The following is a 19,813-nucleotide window of genomic DNA, read 5'->3' as shown; positions in this document are numbered from 1 at the left end:
TGTTTTTTTATTCATTTCGTACACTGTACTTTATATGCGTTAGTTGATTGTCCTGTATGTGCATTCGCCCATTTTTTACTTTCTCTTACGCCATATTCGCCTTTTGGGCTGCAGCGTATACGAAAACAGCAAAAATAGAATACTTCCCATCACCAGTAACGTAGTAAAATCTTTCATAAACTCAATAATGACCCCTATATACGGGAGATGGTATGCGTAGCTTCCAATCACTTTAAAAGAAGCAGGCAAAGAATCTCTTTGAGCTGTAACCAGTACATCAAGCTCTTGATTATGGGCCAGTACAAGTTCATTCTTTGAAGAAGGTGATGCGTCTCTAAAGACAACTATATCTCCGCGATGCAGGTGGTGATAATCCGTTTCTTGAACGGTCACGGTGAAACCAAATAAGCTTGGAACTGTACTAACAAACAAAAATGTAAAGCAGATAGCATAAAGAACAAGTACATATCGAAACGCAGAAAACATACATTTATTGATCATAAGTAATCAGCTCAATTCGCTCGGCTACTTTATTTAGCGCGGGGGTAATGTGAATAAATGAAGTAGAGCGCTCTGTAAACTGAATTAAAAGTAGCAGCAGTAAAAAACTTAACATCATTAACCGTAGCATCCGAGCATAAAAATCGCGCATGCTCTCACTCCTTTTTCTATACTAATTTCGGTCGTACAATGAGCCTTCAGTCAATAATTTGATTCAGTATATGCACATAGAGGGCATTTGGCTCATTGTTTCTTCTGGGAGGTCTCGGGAGTGATCAGTGATCGGCATAAATTATGAGTTTTAGCATATGTTTGGTTACGTATGGAAATGTTTTTATACTCCGACAATAAGGGAGCTGAACATATGGCTAATTATTCCTTTGATCAATATATTAAAAAAGCAATGAAATACGATTTTCTAGCTAACTACTATAAGTATAGTGATCCCTCTAAGCATATTCATTATTATCAAAAGCATTTGTACTATATTCAGCAGGCCATCTTAACTTCTTCTGAAAATACGAATTTGCGCGTAAATCCGCCGCAAATTCGTATACTTCACGCTTCTCCAGATTCTCCATCTGTAGATATTTATATTAACAACAAACGAGTGATCCGCAATTTAACTTATAAACAGGAAACAGATTATATTGAATTACAAGAACCTGGAAGATATACAATTTCTATTTATCCCGCTGGAGAAACGGAAAGACCTGTTTTAACAGAATCATTTACATTTGAAGGAAATCAAAATTACACGGTAGCGGCGGTAGATGAGCTAAACAAACTTGATTTATTATTTATCTATGACAATACGGATGTACCAAGTGGAGAAACAAAGCTTCGGTTTGTGCACCTTTCTCCTGATGCTCCCGCTGTGGATATTGCGGCTAGAGGCGGAGACGTCATTTTTTCTGGCGTGCAGTTTAAAGAAGTCACAAAATATTTGCCTTTATCCCCCATGCACGTTCAACTTAGCGTGCGCATAGCAGGAACCAAAAATGTAGTACTCGAAATCCCGGCACTGAACCTTCGGCCGAATCGAACATATACGGTATATGCCGTCGGATTTGCTAAGAACCGTCCTGTATTAGAAGCGCTGATTTCCCAAGATCGTTAACAAAAAAAACCTTCCAAATTGGAAGGTTTTTTTATTCACTGCGTGAAATTAAACGTACGCGAATATCATCATTTTTCAAATCAAACTTTTGTACTTTTACAGCAAAATCACTCTCTAACTTCATCTGCTGTAACGCTACGTATACTGATTCATTCTTTGGATCAATCGTTACCCATTCTGGTAGCGCAAAGTTATTATTTACATACCGAAGCACTGTGCGGACAGGGAGCTGCAGCTTTCCAACAGAAAGTGACTGCTGTTCAAGCACAATATCTCCATTTTTTTGTACGATTGGATCAAATGTCATTCGAATATTAATATCATCGCCGAATACTTGAATCGTTCCGTCTACTCTTACTACATCGGTAAGAGTAATTTTGTAGTTAAGCGGCTGATTCTTAAATTCTTTTTTTAAATATTTATCAATCAGTACATTTAAGTCCGCTTTTTTAGCCAAAATAGTTAGTTCTGCGTCTCCTTCTACTTTTTCAGAGGGAGTTGGATTGGCCTTGTCAACCGGTTGAAAAATAAACGCAATAATAAGGATAGCCCCTAGAACATTAATCCCTAATAACGCGATAAATAGGGTTTTCCACTTTTTCATATAACAATCTCCTTACTCGTTCCCACTCTCTTTCGTGTTTTTCTCTTTTTCATCAGATGTAACTTCTTCTGCTGTTTCCTTTTTCTGGTCTCCAACGAGAGGATCTTCTTCCTCCATTGATTTACTAATGCGCTCAGCCATTAGTTTGTACCCTTTTTTATTAGGGTGAAACTCGTCTTTCCCTAATAAATTTACGTCAGAATCATAAAAAATATCATCAATTTTTACATAACTTACATTATCATATTGAGAAGCAATTTTCTCGCTTGCTGCATTCCATTCATTAATAACGACATTAATTTCTTTCACATCACTTAATGATTTAAAGAATGGATTATAAAAACCAATTAAATAAATATGGGCATTAGGATTAAGCTTACGTATACGTGAAAACACGTCATTTAGCCGTTTTTCATATCTGGACTGCTGGGATTCAAACGTCTTAATTGAGATATTGTAAAAGTAATCCCTTACCACTTTCATCACGTCATTGCCGCCAATCGTCAAGAAAACGATGTCTGCTCTGGATACTTCAGCTGCTACTCCCGGCTGATTTAACCTCGCTAATAGCTGATCCGTCCGGTTTCCTCTTTTGCCTAGATTCTCTGTTCGTACATTTTGCACTTCATTTTGTTTAGAAAGGTATTTAGTTAAGTATGGTACATAACCGCCTTTTTTAGACTCATCTCCTACTCCTTCTGTTAATGAGTCACCAATGGCTACAATATCTAAATCTACAGGAAAAAAGCCTTTCGGAATATGCTTCTTAGGTGTTAAATCCACTTCTTTTTGAACGGCTTCTTCTTTATTGTCCGCCGGCAAAAAAGTCGTTGTCGAACAGCTCGCTAACACCACCGCACTCATACTGCTTATCACTATACTTTTCCATTTTCTCATCATAACACCTACTAACTATGCTGTATTCTCGCTGTCACAAGCAATACTGCTTACCGCTCTGAATAACTATATCTTTATATCTTATCATACTATGTCAAGTTGATATTTTACTACGTTTTCTATATATAGTATATGTAAAAAAAAGGATAACCATGTTTGTTTCATAAAAATATCCGCTAACACATCACTGTAAAGATAGCTGTGTTTGGCGGATAGATTTGACAATTTTATAGCTCTTACTGAAGGGTTTTGATATCTTTGATCATATCATCATAAGGAGGATCAGTCACTCCCTGATAAGATTTTTGAACCACTCCATCTTTGTCAATGAGAAAAAAATACGTACCGTGAATAACCTGCGGATTTTCTTGCGGCTTTTTCACAATCATCTTAAATTGATCCAGCGCAAACTTTTCAATTTCCGCTTGTTTATAACCCGTTAAGAAATCCCAATTCGAAAAATCAGCGCCAAATTTAGCCGCATAGTCCTTCATTTTCTGCGGAGTGTCCACTTCAGGGTCTACGCTAAATGAAACAAAGCGAACGTCCAGCCCTTCATCCTTGGCCATTTTTTGTAATTTAGCCATATGAGCCGTCATTGGGGGACATACGGTTTCGCAGCTTGTGAAGATAAAGTTAGCTACCCAAACGTTCCCTTTCAGCTGACTTAGCCCTACTTTCTTTTGATCTTGATTAACATAAGAAAAAGAGTCCATCTTCCAATTAAGCGGATTTTCTATTTTGGAACCACAGGCTGTTAACATCATGCAACTAATGAGCAGTAAAAAAAACAATTTATAAGACCAGCTTTTCATATGTTCCTCCTGCACGATTAAAGTTTAGTCATAGCTAGGGAAAATCAAGGTAAACGTTGAACCTTTTCCTGGTATGCTTTCCACTTCAATTCTTCCATTCATTTGTTCGACCAGTTGATAAGAAACCATCAGACCAATCCCTGTTCCTTTTTCTTTTAAAGAATAAAACGCTGTTCCCAGCCGGTTCACTTGTTCACTGGTCATGCCTATACCAGTATCTTCAATTTGAATATGTACATGCCCTTCTCGCTTGTAAAGTCCTACTCGAAGCGTTCCTCCAGCTCTCATGGCTTCAATTCCATTTTTCATAATATTAAGCAGAACTTGATTCAATTCGTTTCGGCTGCCGCGAACATACACCTCTTCTTTTGCGTCTAATTCTATGAGTATATTGTTTGTTAACAAAGCATAAGAAGATAATAAGTCTACTAAGCTTGTAATACACTCTAAGCAGTTAATAAAACGATGCTGATGAACATCCGGCTTGGCTAAAGATAAATAGTCATGAATAATCGCTTCCGCTCTGTCCATTTCGTTAATCATAAGATGAATGTAACTTAATTCAGTGTTTGAAAGCTTTGTATTATCTTGAAACAGCTGCAAAAACCCCTTTACCACCGTCATAGGATTTCGAATTTCATGCGCTACAGAAGCAGCTAATTGACCAATTGCATTCATTTTCTCTGCTCGCTGCAATTCCTTTTGCATCCTTGTTTTTTCCATAATGACTTCCAATTCATCAATCGCTTTGGTAATTCCGTCTTTTGTATGACTGAGATCTGTTTCTACATTCAGGTGTTCTTTTGTTACCGACACTTGATGAAAAAGCTGCTGCAGCCGCTCGGTCATTTCATTAAATCTTGTGTGTACATTCCCTAACTCAGAATCATCTTCGTGTGTCAGCTTCACATCAAATTCCCCTTGACTTACCGCTTGAATTCCTTCTATTAATTCCCCAAGGGGCGACATTAATCGCCTTAGTCCCCAGTCTTGAATCACAATAATGAAGGTAAACAGAAGCGTAAACGCAACGACCAAAGACACAATTAAACGTTTTTGATAGATATAGATAGCGCTTGCATCTATATCTACACCAAGAATAGCCACAACTTTTCCAGAGCTGTTTGTAATAGGCGATAAAACGGTTATCCACGTCCCGAATTCGTCTTTGTATGTAGATGTTACGATATTTTTCTTTTCTTGTTCTGCTTGCTTAAATGATTTATAAAATTCTTCTCCCCCATAATAAATCATGGACGGCTCTAGCGATTGTTTAATTTTCTTATTCGCTGTTACGATAATCTTATTTCCATGCGATTTGAATTTTTCGGTCGTCATAATATATCCCTGCAAGTATGACGGATGCAATTCATAAATCTTTCTGAACTGCTTTTCTAGCTCGTCTTTTTCAGGAATCGTCCCGTTCCTTGAATCCACTGCTGCTATTACGTCTTGTTTAGATAAAGACTCCCTCCATAAATCGGCCATAATTAACACGTGCTGCGTTAACGTCTCTTTTGCCATTTTTTTTTGAACTTGATAGCTAATGGCTAAAGAAATGACTCCAAGGGCGACTACAATTAAAGTAGAAAATAAAACCGTTTTGTTAAACACACTCAAATTTCGAATATATTTTTTCATCGGTATACTCCGGATTCAAAAGAATAGTAACCAGCACAGCATTCACTGGTAGAAAGTTGATTCTATTATATCACACGTTCGTCCACTTCTCTTTCTCCTTTTTCCAAAAAAGAGAAAGCCAAAAAAGTGACTTGCAAAAAGCAACTCACTTTATTCAGCAAAATACATAAAACCAATTGCACCAATACCCGTATGCGTCGAGATAATAGGCGTGGTATCTTCAATCGAAAATTGCGTATAGCCTCTTGCCTTCACGATTGATTCTTTTAACTTAGAAGCGAGCCCAAGTCCATCTGCATGTACAAGCCCTACTCCTTTAATACTTTTTCCTTCTGTATGCTCTTCAAACTGTTTCGTTAAAAACTTAACAATTTGAGAATGGCTGCGCACTTTAGCAACAGGAGTATATACTCCGTCAGCTAGAGAAGCAATCGGCTTAATATTTAAAAGAGAACCGATCAATCCTTTTCCTCGTCCAATACGTCCACCTTTAACCAAATTTTCAAGCGTATCAACTACGACAAAAAGATTCGTATTTTGACGCACCTCTTCCAGGCGCGTGATAATTTCTTCTACTGTATGCCCTTCTTCAATCATTTTCACCGCTTCAAAGACTTGAAACGAAAGAGCTTTTGTAATATACATAGAATCGACAACGGTGATATTTCCTGCTACCATTTGAGCCGCGCTTTCAGCTGCTCGAACAGTTCCGCTCATTCCTCCAGTCATATGAATCGAAATGACGTCATACCCTTCACTCACTAATCGTTCATATACTTCAACAAAAGAACCAATAGCTGGCTGAGAGCTTTTTGGTAATTCTTTTGAATTTTTCATTTTTTCAATAAAATCTGTCGGCGTTAATTCCACGCGATCTAAATACGTTTCATTATCAATGTTAATACATAAAGGTATCATCTCAATACCGTATTTTTCAGCTTCTTCCAACGTTAAATCAATTGTTGAATCCGTTACCACTTTAATTTTCGCCATGTGTTCACCCCTATAAGATGCATTGCAGACTAGTATAACATGAACGCTTACAACAATATAGTTATAATAGAATGCAAGTTTTGCTAATTCGTAAAACGCATGTTCAACCTTTTATATCAACAAAAAAAGTTGACTCTGCTGAAATATTCAGAAAAGTCAACTTTTACGTTTATGCATTATGCTTTAATACATGAGACTTAAAGAGCTGTTCGTAATCTTTCCATTTCAGCACGCGTTTTAAATATTCTTGAAACGAGTAGGTTTGCTTCGGAACTGATTCGTTCGTGATTTGTCTAATAAATAAATCAAGTTTTGCAGATAACATGAACCGAAACGTGCTATTTTCCTCTAAAACTGGAATTTCAGTAATTTTTACTTTTTGACCACTGACATGTTTAAATTCAAGGCTTTTTAATAGCAAGGCGATCAACCCTCTTTTTACCCGTTTATTTTATTATAATGCTTGAGGCACTTTCTGTCTTGATAAAATAAAAAGAAAACACAAATATTTTTTAAAATAAAAATGCTTCATCAACTTATTCGACAGTTGATGAAGCATTCCTTTTTAAAACGACCTTCTATTTAAATAAATAAGTGAAACAAGTTGCTTTCTTTATTAATTTCCGTGTAAGGAAATCCTTTTTTATCCATACGGTTAATTAGTGGATAATAATCTTCTTTATGCTTAAGCTCAATTCCCACAAGTGCCGGCCCGCTGTCTTTGTTATTCTTTTTCGTATACTCAAAGCGCGAAATATCGTCTGTCGGTCCAAGCACTTCGTCTAAAAATTCACGAAGAGCTCCTGCGCGCTGAGGGAAATTAACGATAAAATAATGCTGTAATCCTTCATAAATCATCGAACGTTCTTTGATTTCTTGCATACGTCCAATATCATTGTTGCCTCCGCTAATGACGCAAACAACCGTTTTTCCTTTAATTTGCTCACGGTATGAGTCAAGAGCAGCAATAGAAAGAGCTCCTGCTGGTTCTGCTACAATCGCATTTTCATTGTATAGAGATAAAATGGTTGTGCAAACCTTGCCTTCAGGAACAACTACAATATCGTCCACAAGCTCTTTACTGATGTCATACGGAAGCGTTCCAACTGTTTTAACAGCCGCTCCGTCTACAAATGGATCGATTGCCGGTAGCGTCACTACATTTCCATTTGCTAAAGATGTCTGCATACCAGGCGCGCCTGCTGGTTCCACCCCAATCACAGCTGTTTGAGGCGAGATGCTTTTTACGTATGTGCCGACACCGGAAATTAATCCGCCCCCGCCGATACCCGCAAATACGTAGTCAATTTCATCTTCACAGTCATTGAACATTTCAACGGCTACTGTACCCTGTCCTGCAATAACGTCTACATCATTAAATGGATGAATAAATGTTCGATGCTCCTCTTCACTGCATGCAATAGCTTGTTCATAAGAATCATCAAACGTATCTCCGATTAGTACGACCTTTACGTTATCTTTGCCTAGAAATTTCACTTGATTAATTTTTTGGCGCGGCGTTGTGCTCGGCATAAAGATTTTACCATCGATATTTAAATGACGGCACGCATATGCTACACCTTGTGCATGGTTTCCTGCACTTGCACAGGCAATTCCATTTTCTAATTCTTCTGGGGATAACTTTTTGATTCGATTGTACGCACCGCGGATTTTAAATGAGCGCACCACCTGCAAATCCTCACGTTTTAAATAGATATTACATTCATATCGTTCAGACAAAACGTCATTACGCTGTAGTGGTGTATGCACAACAACATCTTTAATCAATTGATTTGCAATCATGATGTCCTCTAAATGTACGTGTTTTGTTCGATTATCTACTTGTTGTTTCATAACCAACTTCCTTCCTCTTCTACCATTATTAATTTGTACATTATATCACAAAAAATTTAGAAAAATCATTATTTTTCATTAATAATAACTAAAAAAACTTTTCCAACTATTTCACTGTCCACATACTTTACATATGTTTAGCAAACGCTAAATAGACTTACAAAATTGCCCATACTTTCTACATGCAGCTGATGCGATAACAGGTATAAATTAAGAAAGGTTGTGGAACAAATGGAGTTTTCACTTCAAAGTCATGAAAGTGCCGTTCCGTGCGAAGTAGTTGCAGATGAAGAAAACGGTAGATATATGCTTCGCAAAGCAGATACAAGCGGAGAAGTTTTTAATACACCAAGCGAGCTAATTCAGTGGATTGAAACAAACTGGAGCGCTGAACAGTTTGTTAGCACAGCCGCTTTTCACGAAATGATGAAGCAATTAAAATCAATATAAAACACCCTGCCTTTTTATAGGGCAGGGTGCGTTTTTTATTAACAAGAAAAATTAGCTTCGCTCGTATACGGTAAAATAATACGTGTAGGGATTTTTTTCATCTTTAATTCCTTGCTGCTTCGAAATAACTTTCCATTCGCTAAAATCAATCGCAGGAAAATGTGTATCTCCTTCAAACGATTCTTCAATATGCGTAATATAAAGTCGGTTTGCAACGTCTAACGTTTGCTCATATAGAGTAGCTCCACCTATCACAAACAGCTCGTCTTCTTTTTGAGCATCTAATGCTTCTAGTTCCTCAACTGAATGAATAACGGTTGCTCCTTCTTGCTGATAATCTTTTTGACGTGTAAGAATCACATTTTCACGATTAGGGAGCGGTCGTCCAATTGATTCAAATGTTTTTCTTCCCATCACGACCGTATGACCCGTTGTGACGCGCTTGAAATACTTCAAATCTTCTGGAAGGCGCCATGGCAAATCGTTATCTTTGCCAATAAGCCCGTTTTGATCCATTGCGACAATAAGAGAAATCATACGCTTACAGCTCCCTTGATATGAGGATGCGCATTATAGTCTACTAATTCAAAGTCTTCAAATTTAAAGTCAAAGATAGACTTTACATCTGGATTGATTTTCATTTTTGGTAATGCATGAGGCTCACGCGTCAACTGCAGGTTTACTTGTTCGATGTGATTGCTGTAAATATGCGCATCACCAAACGTATGAACAAAATCACCAGGCTCTAAATCACACACTTGTGCCACCATCATTGTAAGCAGCGCATATGAAGCAATATTAAACGGTACGCCTAGGAAAATATCAGCTGAGCGCTGATACAATTGACAAGACAATTTGCCGTCCGCTACATAAAACTGAAATAAGCAGTGACAAGGCGGCAAAGCCATATTGTCTACATCAGATACATTCCAGGCGCTTACCATTAAGCGGCGGGAATCAGGATTGTTTTTGATTTGATTAATAACATTTGTAATTTGATCAATTTTTTCTCCGTCCGGCGTTGGCCATGAACGCCACTGATGACCATACACAGGACCAAGCTCGCCGTTTTTATCCGCCCATTCATTCCAAATGCGCACGCCGTTATCCTGTAAGTACTTAACGTTTGTATCTCCTTGTAAAAACCAAAGCAGTTCATGAATAATTGATTTCAAATGAAGTTTTTTTGTCGTTAATACCGGGAAACCTTCTTGTAAATTAAAACGCATTTGATAGCCAAATGTGCTAATTGTACCTGTTCCTGTCCGATCTTCTTTTTTTGTTCCATTTGCTAACACATGCTCGCAAAGTTCAAGATATTGTTTCACTTCCGACACTTCCTTTATTAAAAAGTCCTTTTCTATTGTATAAGTGTTCACAGGCTAAGTAAACAACTAAATCTCAGCTCATACAGAAAAGTTCTTTATCATTTAGATAAGCGATTCCCTCAGAAAAAACGAGACTGAGACATAACGAAATCAATTAAATAATCGAGTATAAATTGCTTATGAGACCGCGGTTGATCTCCGTGAAAGCGCTAGAAGCAACTAAACAGATGAAACCTACTTTTACTATGACCATAAAAAAATCCGAACGAATTTCATTCTCTCACAAGAATCTCGATTCATCGTTCGGATCTTCCTTCGGCTAAACTACTTCTTTAACAGCTTAGTATTTGTTAATTAAATACAATTGTGCGGTTTTCATGAACTAAAATGCGGTCTTCTAAGTGCCATTTCACAGCGCGTGCAAGCACCGTACGTTCAATTAAGCGTCCTTTTTTCTTTAAGTCATCCGCATCATCACGGTGGTTCACGCGTTCAATATCTTGTTCAATAATTGGTCCTTCATCCAAGTCGTCCGTTACATAATGAGACGTGGCCCCAATTAATTTTACGCCTCGTTGATATGCGCGTTCATATGGACGTGCTCCAATGAATGCCGGTAAGAATGAATGATGAATATTAATGATGCGATATGGGTTTTCAGCCACAAAAGTCGGCGTTAAAATTTGCATATAACGCGCCAAGATAATTACGTCAATATCATAATCTTTTAATACTTGAAGCTGTTTTGCTTCTGCTTCTTGACGAATGTCTTTTGTCGCTGGTATATGCTTAAACGGAATGCCAAACGATTCGACTACTTCGCGCGCATCTTCGTGATTGCTTACAACGACCGCGATGTCTGTCATCAAGTCTCCGCTTTCCCAAGCCCACAGCAGCTCTAACAGACAATGAGGCTCTTTTGACACAAAAATAGCTGTTTTTTTCAAATTATGAGCATATGTAAACTGCCAGTTCATTGAAAATGTATCAGCAATCTTTTTGAAGCTTTCTTCTAGTTTTACTTCTTTAGCTAATAAATCCTCACATTCAAATTCGAAACGGATAAAAAACATGCCGCCTTCATGGTTCGTTGAATGTTGACTCGATTCTACAATATTTGCGCCGTGCTCATGCAAAAACGTAGAAACAGCCGATACAATACCCGGCTGATCCGGACAGCTAATTAATAGTCGACCGCGATTTTTATATTTCTCTTTATATGAAGTTAAATGTTTTTGAATATGCGATTTCATGTAATTCCCTCTCTTTTTTTAAATATACAGACAATTGTACCATTATCCTTGCAGCGATGCGACATTGAAATAAAGCTGTGACAAAAGAAAACCGAAACGTTTGCTTCGGCTTGTGTACTTGTTGTTCTGATATCTACTCCAATCAAATCGTTCATTCACTCATCTTTATATTCTGTACATACCTAAAATGAGTGTTTCCTAAAGTACTGTAGCTCATCCACTTCTCTTACTGCTTTTGAATCAAACATAAAAAAGCCGCTGACACAACACCAGCGGCTTTTCCTTATTATTGCACAGCTTTTTCACTCACTTCATGCAAAGCATTCCGTACCTTGCCATATTCGCTTGCGTGAGGACGATCTCCGTCGTCTTCGTATCCGTAATCAAACATTCGATTTCGATTTAACGTTAACTTAGTAATAGTTGGACGTAATAAATCAAATAATTCAAATCGTTTTTGTAAATGTGGAAATGATGCTTGATAATGTAAAATTTCTGCTCGTACACTTTTCCAAAAGTCCTCTTCTTCTACACCTTCATGCTCTTCTAAAATGCTTGCTAAATAGCGGAAGTGACAAATAAATAACCCTGTTAAAATAAACTGCGTCAATCCTTCCGGCTCTTCGCTGCGCAGCACTTCTTTTAATTCAAAAGATAGCTGCTGCAGTTCTTCAAACGGCTGATCACTAATATTCACGTCGTCTACAAAATCTTTCATAATAATTCGAACCGGCTTGTTATTTTTAAGAACCAGTACTGTATTTTGCCCGTGCGGGGAGAATACAGTTCCGTATTGATACAAGTAGTGAAGTAGCGGCGGCAAAACAGCGCTGGTTAGCGCATCAACCCACTCGTTAGGAGTCAGGCCCGACCGTTTTATATACGACGAAACTAAAGCTTGTCCTTCACTGTCAACATGTAATAGCGCAGCTAGCGTAATCGCACGCTCGTCTTCTTCTAACTCTTGATAAATGCTTTCACGCCAAACGACTCCAAGCATTTCTAAATACTGATAAGGTGCGTTTTTAATAGAAGCAAACGTTGGCTGAGATACGTTTAACGTAGCCACTTCGCCTAAAAGCCCTACTTTGCACGTATCTTTTAAAAACGTGTCGCGATCTCTTATGCCTTTTATATGCTGAGTGACTTGAGGAGCAATGACCGTCCTCTCACTTGGAAGGCCTCTGTACACAAGCGTATTTAATATACTCATTGGAAGCTTTACGTGATACTTATCTCGATTTGTTGTATTCACGAATGTACGAATCGACTGCTGAGGCAAGTATTGATCCTTTCCTTCTCCTAAAGGAACAATTAAGTCATTTGCAATGTATTCAGCAAATAAAGGAACAATTACGTTTAGCCACTGCCATTCATGGACGGGAATATAATAATAATCCGCTGTCGAAAGGTCTTGGCTTCGTAACTCTTTTTCAAATTCAGCTAGCGTCTCAGCGCTTAGCTCCTGCTTCATGACATCATCAAAACCGAGAGTATCCAACGAATGAAATGAAGCAATTTGCTTCTCTACCGCAATCCATGAAAGCTGAATTTCTTGTTTTTGCTCGGGTGCAAACCGAAGATAGTCATCATAACCAAACCCAATGCGCCCTTTATTATACGTAATCCAAGGATGTCCCGTCATTTCACCTTCTAGCTCTGCATAATCCATATTTGCTAATTCATCAGCTGATTTTCGATTTTGCAAATGCAAATCTGCTACTAATGTATGAAAATATTCTTTTGCTAAATGACCTGCAGTTGAGCTAGACATTCCTTTGTCTTCTGATAAGCTAATTAACAGCTGAAGCGCTTCTGAAAATGTAGGGTTTGACGTTTTAGACGTTAACTTAATACTTTCTGGGAGTACTGAAACACTATCAAACATCCGCTGTTTCGCTTGATATGTATACGTAACACCTCGGTGGTCTTCCCATTGATACATAGCAATCGCACCCTGTTTTTGCAGTTGTTTCGGCTCAATAATATGTTCATACATGAATTCCTGCAGCATTTTAGCTAAAAGCTGCCGATTTGCTTTCTCCCATGATTGCTTATTAAATACGGAAAGGTTCGTTTTTTTGATCTTCATCCTTCATTCTCCTTTACTTGTCTTAGAATAGGAATTGTTTTATTTCGCAGCGGCATCACAGCATTAGCAGCTAGCAAAGCAGCTGCTCCCGCTACTAAAGGAAATGCCAAATCCACTTTGCTGATTTCTAATGCTAAAATCGGTGCAATCAGCAGGGCGGTATTTTGAACAGCAATAAGCCAGCTGTAATAGTAAGCAGCCGCTTCTTTACTTTTTCGAAATAAATAGATATCCAGTATAACCATGCTGAGATAAAACCCGGCTCCATATAAAATTCGGCTGATAATAAACACGCTGAGATGATCAGCGTATGCTTGCAAACACAGCAGCAAAACACTAGCAACCGTTATACTATAAAAAAGCGGTATAACGTTGCTGTTCAATAGTTTGGTAGGTACCGTAAGCTTTAAGACAATGGCCATAATGCTCGGCATCGCGTATAACAAAGCGCTGTCTTGACTGCTCATGCCATATGTTTCATGTGTAAACAATGTAAAATAAGGGCGAATGACATTGTGTCCAAGGTGAAAAAAGAAAATCGCCAGCAAATAAAAAAAGATAGGCTCGTTTGTGCTTTGAATGGACGGCGTTTTCTCTGTTTTTAAAGTTGATGCTGTTCTTGTTAAGAGCCATACGGCCAGTACCGTATCAGTTAAAGCAAAGTATTGATATACTTTAAGCGGCATTTCCCATGCAATAACCGTACTTCCAAACAAGCTAGCCACAATAATAGCCGTATGAACAATAAATACATACGTTGTTGCAGCACTTGCCTTTTTCTGTCCTTTTTTCATGCCTCCTACTAAATATGGGTATAAAAGATATAAACTGCTTTGAAATACAAGCAGCACTAAGGAAGTAGCTAAAAATCCATAAAAAGTAGAAACTTCGCTCAAAATGACTTTAATTAAGGCCGTCATTAGAAGTGACGCTACAACTACATATTTTATGTTCCATTTCTTAAGCAGCATTCCCCATAAAGGTGTCATGACAATGACCACAATCCGGCAGCAAATAATGAAAAAAGACGTCATCGTCACTCCATCTACATGAAATGCATGTGTAAAATACTGTGGATAAAATGGTGATAATAATACTTCTGACGTCATCGTCATAAACAAGCAGATAAAAACAAAACGCGCGGAAACCATTTCTTAAAATCCGAACTTTTGGAAAACAGTATTTTTATATATTTTGTACACGCTTTTGCCTGCAATTTGGTTAATCAAAACAGCATTTCGATAAGCGCCTAAACCTAAGTCCGGTGCTCCAACTCCATGTGTATGAAGCTCTCCGTTTTGCACAAATAGCTTGGCTCCTTTCTTCTTCATCTCAACTTGATAGCGTTCGTTAATTTTCAGCTGGCCTTTTTCATCGAAGAGTACATGTTCTTTTAAACCTTCCATAAAAGCAGGCTCTTTTGCATGATAGCCCGTAGCCATAATGACAATTTCACTTTCTTCTTTTTCAAATGAGTCCTGCTCGTATTGGTGAAGGGTCAGAAGATGTGTATCGTTTTTCTTTTCAACGCCTGCAAGTTCCGTAAGCGCGCGCATCGTTAGCGGTACTTCTTTTCCGCCAATTGTTCGTTCGTAAATCAAATCATAAATATCCCCGATTGTTTCAAAGCTTATTCCTTTATAGAGAAGAGCTTGATTTTGTAAAACGCTCTCTTTTTTCTCTTCGGGCAATCTATAAAAATAGCGGGTATAATCAGGTGAAAAATGTTCAAGGCCAAGCTTTGAATATTCCATTGGATAAAATCCTTTTGAGCGCGTATACCAATTCAGCTTGTAATCAAACTCAGGCTGCTGCTGAAGTAAATCATAGACAATTTCAGCTGCGCTTTGACCAGAGCCAATTACGGTTATACTTTTAGCCTGCATCGTTTGCTCACGCTTCATTTTATAATGAGCGGAGTGATAAAACGTATCGCTTGCCACTGTTTGAAAGTCTCTTGGCACTAGGGGCTGCGTACCTACTCCAGTAACAAGATGATAGCTGTAATAGGTATGAAGCTTCCCCTCTTTTTCTACCGTTACTTCGTAGTAAGGCTTAGCTTCTTCATGCATTTTCACTTCTTTTACTGTACTGTTAAACTCAAGCCCACTCAGCTGGCTCGCTACCCAGCGGCAATAGTGATTGTATTCATTTCTCGGAATATGAAACTTCTCAAAGAAATAAAACTGATACAAGCGCTCATGCTCATGCAAATAATTCAAGAACGTGTATGGACTCTTCGGATCCACCATCGTGACCACATCTGCCATAAACGGCACTTGAAGAGTTGTTCCTTCTAAGAGCATTCCTGGATGCCAATTAAACTCATTCTTTTGTTCAAAACATTTATATGTACAATCTGTTTTATCAATTAAAGCGGCTAATCCTAAATTAAATGGACCAACTCCTACTCCAATTACGTCTAAAATGTCCCGTTGTTCCATTTACTCCACCTTCTTTCAAACACTTCTCTTTCACATTTCAGCAGTACACCCGTTTTATCAGGCAGCGACACTTCTTTCATAAATTGAAAGCCGCATTTTTTAAATACTGCAATCATTTTTTCATTTCGTATATCTGGCTCCGCTATTACTTTAACAGTGTCTGCTACGTTAAACTTGTGCTTTAGCAAACTAAGAAGGAGCGGATAAATATAGCCTTTTCCTAAAAAAGCAGGTTCTCCAATTAATAAATGAATCCCTTGATCCCCTTTTTCATAAGAGTAATAGTTACTGATAATATCGCCTTCAACCGTATAAGATTCCCAATAGCTCATAGGTACACCGTCAATTTCTCCAATTAGCAGTTTTTGATGGGAATCCGCTAGAAACGTTTTTAAATGCTGCTCGTAAGCCTGTTTTGAAATATTTAAATTCCAATACGGAATAACATGCGGTTCATGCATCCACTTGTACAGTCGTTCGAAATCTTTTGCAAAAGAAACAGAGCGAAAGGTAATGCTCTGCTCCTTTTGCTGAACCCTAAATGGATACTGCGTTTGTAAGGCCGATTTCATACACGTACACCTGCAGATTCGTACAATGGATTCTCGACATTTACATAAATAGACTGTGTTTCAAGCGATCCTACCAGCTCATCCATATCATGAACGCGCGTTAAGAAATTGGCTTTGCAAGGAAGCACACTCTCTTCTAGCATTGATGAAACAAGCCCCGTATGATCTTTTTCTTTGTACATCTCGATCTCTTGTCGCAAAATCAATAGCAGATTTGATTCTTGAACGAGACCAGCTGCACCAAAAGCGTTAACTAATCCTAAGATATGATTAAAAAATACGTAATAACGAAATCTTTCTTCTGCTACAGCGTCATCACATACCGTATCGCTTTCTCCGTTTAAGGAAGAAAGCAGCTTGCGAAGCTCTTGTTCCTTTGATTTCATAAAGTAATAGCCTTGGTTATCGCGGTAGTAAAACACCGATGGATATCCGTTTTCATCAAGTTTAATAACGGAATTTTGCTGATGAGCTTCCAGCGCAATTCCTTTTTGAGTGTAAAGCCACATCATAGGATGAAAAGAGACATTTAAATAGCGTTTAAACCAGCGCTTGCTCACATCTTCAGTCGTGCTATTTTCACTTGCGGCAATATGATTAATAATATTTTCAATTTGAGAAGCTTCTCCAAACACATGATCTTGACACAAACTAGCTAGAAGTGTTGTACGATCCCCTTGCTTACCTTGAAAAGGATTGCTTCGAATCATGACTTCAAATCCAAGCTCCTTTTCTCCAAGCGTGATGTAAGCAGGGTCTTCAATCACTTGAAAATCCGGATGATTTTCTTGAAGCTCCGCTTGTAATCCCTTTTGCAACAAACGGCTAACCTCTACTCCTCTGCTTAATTCTTTGCGTTTGTTCACTCTCAGCGAATTAGTGATTTTTACCGGAATAGAAAATTTGTACATCACATCTGCATTTTTACTGTATACGGTTCGAACAGACGAAGTCGGATAAAACGGCTGACCGTGTGGCCCTAGATAAGTAAGCCTGCCTTTTTGAATCCATTCGCACACTTCTTCTTTTCCTAAAAGATAACGAGCTTGCAGCGGATGCATAGGTATAAGTGAGTAATCGTCCGCTTGGCAATAAGACTGTATGAATTCTTCAGAAACCGTCTTATCTTTTTTCAGCTGCTCTTTAATAAGCTGTGAAGCGGTTTGGCTTCCAGTGGACTGTTCTGCAACAAGAGATGCATGCGCTTTAAAATAATGAAGCTGAAATTTGCCGTTCACTTCAGGCCCAAACACCTCTTCTTCTTCAGGTAATATCCCTTGGCGGCTTTTAGGTGTTGGATGCAGCTGGTGCCCAATAAGCAGGGACTGCTCAGATTCTAAGAACGTTTTGTCCCATTTATAGCACGTCTCTAACTCTTTCTGTCTTTTTTCAATGAATAATTTCATATTTTCATAGCTTAATAGGACACGTACAATTAGCTCATTTACTTGTAATAAATGATCCGTTACTTCTTTTAAAAGAAAGGCCAAAAGAGTGACGATATCTAACTCCTTAACCTCCTCTTGCTGAATACGATAAGAAAAGTTCGAAAAGAACAAGTGACGTCCGGTGGCTGAGCGGTACTTTACTGGAAAGTAAAGAGTTACCGGCTGTTTTTCTAGTCTAAGAACAAGCGTTTCTTCGCTTTTTATTTCTGAAACGGACTCCCATACTCCCTTACCTGTTTCTCGAATATAGCAATTAATAATGTTTTGCATCGTAATAAAATTAGCCGATAACTGAGCGTTCACGTAATCGCTCCTCCTTTTTCTCCCACTGTTTGCCTAAAGCAACGACTTCCTCTAAATGAGTGGCAACAGAATTAAATGTAATCATAGGATTTAACATCGTTAGTTTTAAATAGGCTCGCTCTTTATGCTTTGTTTTTGCCATGATAAAAGTGCCTTTTTCGTATAAGTGCTGCTGAATACGCTGATTCAGCTTATTTTCATAGTGCAGCTGTTTGTTATGATCCCCATATATGACCTCTGGCACATAGCGAAAGACAACCGCGTTCAGATAAGGATCATTTAACACTGCAATATTCCTTTGCTTTCGTAAATGTTCAGCTGTTTGCTTAGCCGTTTCAATCGTATGATCAACCATTTTTCCATACTCATTTGTACCTACTGCACGGAAAGTTAGCCATAGCTTCAAAGCGTCAAATCGTTTGGTCGTTTGAATGCTGCGATCTACCAAATGTACATGCTCATCTTCTTCAGGATTTAAATAATCTGCATGAAGCTGAATGTGTTTGAACATAGCTTGATCCTTCAGTAGAAATGCCCCGCAGCTCACCGGCTGATAAAACCACTTATGAAAATCCATCGTAATAGAATCTGCTCGTTCAAGAGCTTTTAAGCGTTTACGATATTTATGTGAAAATAGCAGCGCTCCTCCATAGGCGGCGTCAGCATGAAGCCAAAGCCCTTCCTTTTTAGCTAGCTCACTTATTTCAAAAAGAGGATCTACGCTTCCAAAATCCGTCGTACCTGCCGTTGCTACAATAGCAAAAGGAAGGTTTCCCTGTGCTTTGACTTCCCGTATTGCTTCTTCTAAATTTTCTATATCCATCTCGTGCCTCTCATTGCACTTTACACTCACCACCGCATTCATACCCAGCCCGAGCTGAGCTGCAGATTGCTGCACTGTAAAGTGAGCTTTTTCCGAGCAGAACATTCGTAGTTTTTTAGCTTGGAACGGTAAGCCTTCTTCACTCACATCAATTGAAAATGCAGCATGACAATATTCATTACGTGCAAGCAAAAGTCCCATATAATTCGACTGAGTCCCTCCGCTTGTAAAAATGCCCGAAGAAGAGCTTTGATAACCAATTTGTTGTGTTAACTCATCAATCACTTGATCTTCTATATACGTAGCTGCCGGACTTTGATCCCACGAGTCCATAGATTGATTCAAAGCAGAAATCATCACTTCCGCAGCAAGAGCCGGTATAATCGGAGAACAATGCAGGTGTGCCATTGCCCCGGGATGCGAAATATGAAGCGAATGATCCATCACTACGGCTTGTACATCATCAAACAAGTCTTCTAGCGGCTGTTCGTGTTCGCTAAAATAGACCGAACGATTGACTAAGTTTGATAGCTCGTCAACGTCTATGTGAGTATAAGGGGATTTTAGGTCATGGTAGTGACGTTTAATCATCTCAGTCATTCCGCCTATCATCGCTTCATAATTCTCGAGGCTTTCTTTGGATGATGATAAAAACCACTTTTCAAACGGCGCCAT

At 38.5% G+C, this 19,813-nt stretch carries 20 protein-coding genes; 2 read left to right on the top strand and 18 right to left on the bottom strand.

Annotation, left to right across the window (positions count from 1 at the left end):
* Window positions 1-75: 75 nt before the first annotated feature.
* Both ACOZIR_RS04305 and ACOZIR_RS04300 read right to left on the bottom strand, forming a co-directional pair.
* Window positions 76-501: a hypothetical protein gene (locus ACOZIR_RS04305; protein ID WP_237758372.1), complete on the bottom strand. Its 426-nt coding sequence runs from the start codon at window positions 499-501 to the stop codon at window positions 76-78.
* Window positions 491-652: a hypothetical protein gene (locus tag ACOZIR_RS04300; protein WP_169746648.1), complete on the bottom strand. Its 162-nt coding sequence runs from the start codon at window positions 650-652 to the stop codon at window positions 491-493. Before ACOZIR_RS04300 ends, ACOZIR_RS04305 begins: the two co-directional genes overlap by 11 nt.
* A gap of 213 nt (window positions 653-865) precedes the next feature.
* Between ACOZIR_RS04300 and ACOZIR_RS04295 the strand changes: the two genes are divergently transcribed.
* Entirely contained in the window at window positions 866-1,621 is a 756-nt protein-coding gene (locus ACOZIR_RS04295) for a DUF4397 domain-containing protein (RefSeq protein WP_045289971.1), read from the top strand.
* A gap of 31 nt (window positions 1,622-1,652) precedes the next feature.
* On the opposite strand, the gene ACOZIR_RS04290 is transcribed toward ACOZIR_RS04295, so the two are convergent.
* The 7 genes from ACOZIR_RS04290 to ilvA form a co-directional block, all read right to left on the bottom strand.
* Window positions 1,653-2,225 carry a YpmS family protein gene (locus ACOZIR_RS04290; protein WP_013058738.1) on the bottom strand — a complete coding sequence of 191 codons (573 nt, stop codon included), beginning with the start codon at window positions 2,223-2,225 and terminating at the stop codon, window positions 1,653-1,655.
* Between the two features lie 12 nt (window positions 2,226-2,237).
* Window positions 2,238-3,125: an SGNH/GDSL hydrolase family protein gene (locus tag ACOZIR_RS04285; protein ID WP_237758373.1), complete on the bottom strand. Its 888-nt coding sequence runs from the start codon at window positions 3,123-3,125 to the stop codon at window positions 2,238-2,240.
* Window positions 3,126-3,358: 233 nt separating this feature from the next.
* Window positions 3,359-3,937, bottom strand: coding sequence for an SCO family protein (locus ACOZIR_RS04280; RefSeq protein WP_310878464.1), 579 nt, complete (start codon window positions 3,935-3,937; stop codon window positions 3,359-3,361).
* A 24-nt stretch (window positions 3,938-3,961) separates the two neighbouring features.
* A complete protein-coding gene (locus tag ACOZIR_RS04275) occupies window positions 3,962-5,578 on the bottom strand; it encodes an ATP-binding protein (RefSeq protein ID WP_045289978.1) in 1,617 nt (538 codons plus the stop codon).
* Between the two features lie 150 nt (window positions 5,579-5,728).
* Window positions 5,729-6,571 carry a DegV family protein gene (locus tag ACOZIR_RS04270; protein ID WP_328120183.1) on the bottom strand — a complete coding sequence of 281 codons (843 nt, stop codon included), beginning with the start codon at window positions 6,569-6,571 and terminating at the stop codon, window positions 5,729-5,731.
* A 169-nt stretch (window positions 6,572-6,740) separates the two neighbouring features.
* The gene (locus tag ACOZIR_RS04265; RefSeq protein ID WP_013058743.1) at window positions 6,741-6,992 is read right to left on the bottom strand and encodes a YpmP family protein; all 252 of its coding nucleotides are present in this window, start codon (window positions 6,990-6,992) and stop codon (window positions 6,741-6,743) included.
* 161 nt (window positions 6,993-7,153) lie between these two features.
* A complete protein-coding gene (gene ilvA, locus ACOZIR_RS04260; RefSeq protein ID WP_013084697.1) occupies window positions 7,154-8,425 on the bottom strand; it encodes a threonine ammonia-lyase IlvA in 1,272 nt (423 codons plus the stop codon).
* A 231-nt stretch (window positions 8,426-8,656) separates the two neighbouring features.
* On the opposite strand from ilvA, the gene ACOZIR_RS04255 reads away from it, so the two are divergent.
* Window positions 8,657-8,875, top strand: a complete 219-nt coding sequence (locus ACOZIR_RS04255) for a hypothetical protein (protein ID WP_310878463.1) — start codon at window positions 8,657-8,659, stop codon at window positions 8,873-8,875.
* Window positions 8,876-8,926: 51 nt separating this feature from the next.
* On the opposite strand, the gene ACOZIR_RS04250 is transcribed toward ACOZIR_RS04255, so the two are convergent.
* The 9 genes from ACOZIR_RS04250 to ACOZIR_RS04210 all read right to left on the bottom strand — a co-directional run bounded on the left by ACOZIR_RS04250 (window position 8,927) and on the right by ACOZIR_RS04210 (window position 19,813).
* Entirely contained in the window at window positions 8,927-9,412 is a 486-nt protein-coding gene (locus ACOZIR_RS04250) for a dihydrofolate reductase (RefSeq protein WP_045289985.1), read from the bottom strand.
* Window positions 9,409-10,203, bottom strand: a complete 795-nt coding sequence (locus ACOZIR_RS04245; RefSeq protein WP_045289987.1) for a thymidylate synthase — start codon at window positions 10,201-10,203, stop codon at window positions 9,409-9,411. Before ACOZIR_RS04245 ends, ACOZIR_RS04250 begins: the two co-directional genes overlap by 4 nt.
* A 350-nt stretch (window positions 10,204-10,553) precedes the next feature.
* Complete coding sequence (gene purU / locus ACOZIR_RS04240) at window positions 10,554-11,456, bottom strand: formyltetrahydrofolate deformylase (RefSeq protein WP_045289989.1); 903 nt, start codon at window positions 11,454-11,456, stop codon at window positions 10,554-10,556.
* A 286-nt stretch (window positions 11,457-11,742) separates the two neighbouring features.
* The gene (locus ACOZIR_RS04235; RefSeq protein ID WP_328120182.1) at window positions 11,743-13,548 is read right to left on the bottom strand and encodes an IucA/IucC family siderophore biosynthesis protein; all 1,806 of its coding nucleotides are present in this window, start codon (window positions 13,546-13,548) and stop codon (window positions 11,743-11,745) included.
* Window positions 13,545-14,699, bottom strand: coding sequence for an MFS transporter (locus ACOZIR_RS04230; RefSeq protein ID WP_328120181.1), 1,155 nt, complete (start codon window positions 14,697-14,699; stop codon window positions 13,545-13,547). The genes ACOZIR_RS04235 and ACOZIR_RS04230 overlap by 4 nt, the downstream gene beginning before the upstream one ends.
* 3 nt (window positions 14,700-14,702) lie before the next feature.
* Window positions 14,703-15,992 (bottom strand): lysine N(6)-hydroxylase/L-ornithine N(5)-oxygenase family protein, encoded by a 1,290-nt coding sequence (locus ACOZIR_RS04225; RefSeq protein WP_045289994.1) that lies wholly within the window; start codon window positions 15,990-15,992, stop codon window positions 14,703-14,705.
* Window positions 15,971-16,564, bottom strand: coding sequence for a GNAT family N-acetyltransferase (locus ACOZIR_RS04220; RefSeq protein ID WP_328120180.1), 594 nt, complete (start codon window positions 16,562-16,564; stop codon window positions 15,971-15,973). Before ACOZIR_RS04220 ends, ACOZIR_RS04225 begins: the two co-directional genes overlap by 22 nt.
* Window positions 16,561-18,315 (bottom strand): IucA/IucC family protein, encoded by a 1,755-nt coding sequence (locus ACOZIR_RS04215; protein WP_328120179.1) that lies wholly within the window; start codon window positions 18,313-18,315, stop codon window positions 16,561-16,563. The genes ACOZIR_RS04220 and ACOZIR_RS04215 overlap by 4 nt, the downstream gene beginning before the upstream one ends.
* Window positions 18,293-19,813: a pyridoxal phosphate-dependent decarboxylase family protein gene (locus ACOZIR_RS04210; RefSeq protein ID WP_328120178.1), complete on the bottom strand. Its 1,521-nt coding sequence runs from the start codon at window positions 19,811-19,813 to the stop codon at window positions 18,293-18,295. Before ACOZIR_RS04210 ends, ACOZIR_RS04215 begins: the two co-directional genes overlap by 23 nt.

This window comes from Priestia sp. D3YE.R1 (genome assembly GCF_049199565.1).
Lineage (GTDB): Bacteria > Bacillota > Bacilli > Bacillales > Bacillaceae_H > Priestia > Priestia aryabhattai.
The sequence above is the reverse complement of the archived record's forward strand: the minus strand, read 5'-3'. Positions and strand labels throughout refer to the sequence as shown.